Source organism: Paenibacillus sp. BAC0078 (assembly GCF_054483875.1).
The window spans coordinates 1-2503 of record NZ_JBTLRW010000047.1 but is presented as its reverse complement, the minus strand read 5'-3'; the positions used below and the strand labels follow the sequence as shown (position 1 = coordinate 2503).

1 protein-coding gene is annotated in these 2503 nt (G+C 52.9%); it reads left to right on the top strand.

Annotated elements, in window-relative coordinates; translation table 11 throughout:
* Positions 1–38 precede the first annotated feature (38 nt).
* Positions 39–2503 (top strand): condensation domain-containing protein (locus ACX1DY_RS31310; RefSeq protein WP_458968027.1); only part of this gene is annotated, 2465 nt, incomplete at its 3' end.

Genomic DNA, 2503 nt, shown 5'->3' with positions numbered 1-2503 from the left:
AAGGCCACGGCCGGGAAGAAGTATTGGGTGACGTGGACGTGACGAGAACGGTAGGTTGGTTTACGAGCATCTATCCCGTCGTCTTCGAATTGAAGAAGGCGGAAGGGATAGCCTACTGGATCAAATCGTTCAAGGAGAAGCTGAGACGGATTCCGAACAAAGGCGTGGGATACGGCGCGCTGAAGTATTTGACGCCAAGGGAAAAAAGCGGCCTAGGAAGCGGAATAGCGCCGGAAATCAGCTTCAACTACTTGGGACAATGGGACCGGGAGATGAATACCGGGGCCATATCGATGTCCGGTCTTTCTGCGGGGATGTCGATGAGCCCGCAATCGGAACGGGCTTATACGCTAGACATTACAGGGAGCGTAATGGACGGAAAACTGATGCTGAGCGTGACGTACGACCAGCAGGAGTACCGTGAAAGCACGATGCTAGCATTGCTGGCCAACTACAAAAAGCAGCTGCTTTCGATCATCGACCATTGCATGCAGCAAACTGAGAGCGTGCTGACCCCGAGCGATGTGGGCAACGTATCCATGCCGCTAGTCACATTCGATAAAATTCGCGAGCAGTTGGCAAGTAGCGGCAGCGGCGAGATGGTTTCCATGTATCCGATGTCTCCGATGCAAGAGGGCATGCTGTTCCAAGCGTTAATGGAACCGCAATCGTCCGCGTATTTCAATCAATTGTCGATTGTAATTCAAGGGTCGCTGCAAGAAGCGAATCTGGAGAAGAGCCTTTCCCTTCTGATGGAACGGCATGATATCTTTCGAACGGTGTTTATGTACGAGGAACTGGAAAGACCTTTGCAGATCGTGCTCAAAAAGCGCAAACCTTCGATCGTTTTCGAAGACTACACGGGATTAACGGAAGAGGAAATCAAGATCAGGGTGGATCGCTTCAAACAATCGGATCGGGAACAAGGGTTCGATCTCACGAAAGATGTGCTAGTGCGGATAACCGTATTAAGAACGGAAGAGAGTCGATATGAGATCGTATGGAGCCACCATCATATTCTGATGGACGGCTGGTGCATGGGAATTGTCTTGAAAGAGTTTTTCTATCTGTACGCGCAGCTTTGTAGCGGCAAAGCGATAGATTTGCCTGCCGCGAAGCCTTATATCCACTTTATCGATTGGCTGGCAGAGCAGGATCGTGAAGAAGCGCTAGGCTACTGGAGAGATTACTTGGCGGGATACGAGCAGTGTGCGGTGATCCCTGCAAGTGGAAGTCGTACAGACGAGTCGTATGTACTTGAAGAAGTGCATCATTCGTTCTCGGAGAAATTGACCGAGCGTTTGACACAATTGAGCAAACGCCATCAGGTGACGATGAACAGTATGATGCAGACGGCATGGGGTATGTTGCTACGAAGTTACAACAACGCTGATGACGCGGTGTTCGGAGCGGTCGTGTCGGGGCGTCCTGCGGAAATTGACGGAATCGAGAACATGGTAGGGCTGTTTATCAACACGTTGCCGGTTCGACTGGGTCAGAACGAAGGCGCGGACACGTTCATCGAAACGGTTAAACAGTTACAGCAACGAGCACTTGATTCGGAAAAATACGATTACATTTCTTTGGCAGAGGTTCAAGGGCAATCGGAACTGAAGCAAAACTTGATCGACCACCTGTTTGTCTTCCAGAACTATCCGGCAGTCAACGAAATAAGCGGGCAATCCGAGAATCAGGATTTTCAGATCACGGATGTTCGAATGTTCGAGCATACCAATTATTCGTTAAGTGTGACGATGCATGTAAATTCGAGCCGAGTCGGCATCAGAATCGGGTTTAATGCGTCGGAGCATGGCAGAGATAACATTGACCGAGTGATCAGCCATTTGGAAATCATTCTGGAGCAAGTAACGGCAAGGCCGGACATGCGTCTGGACGAGATCGAGCTGGTCGGGGAAGAAGAGAAGCGTCAGCTGCTGGAGACGTTGAACGACACGAAGGCGGAGTATCCGAAGGACAAGACGATCTGCGCGCTGTTCGAGGAGCAGGCAGAGCGGACGCCGGAAGCGGAGGCGGTCGTATTCGATTCTGAGCGAATGACGTATGGGGAGCTGAACGCAAAGGCGAACCAGTTGGCGCATGAGCTGCGGTTGCGCGGCGTCGGAGCGGAGCGGATCGTGGGGATCATGGCCGAGCGCTCGGTGGAGATGATCGTGGGGATTCTCGCGATTCTGAAGGCCGGCGGGGCATACTTGCCGATCGACCCGGCGTATCCGGCGGAGCGGATCACGTACATGCTGGAAGACAGCGGCGCCGATCTGCTGCTCGTATACAGGGAAGCAGAAGTGCCGCAAGAGTACGAAGGAACCGTGCTGGACCTGGCGGATGTGTCGCTGTACGCGGGTGACACCGCGAACCCGTCAGCCGCAAGTGGACCGAACGATCTGGCGTATGTGATCTACACGTCAGGATCGACGGGCAAGCCGAAGGGAGCGATGGTAGAGCATCGCAACGTCGTGCGGCTGCTTTTCAACGACCGCAACCT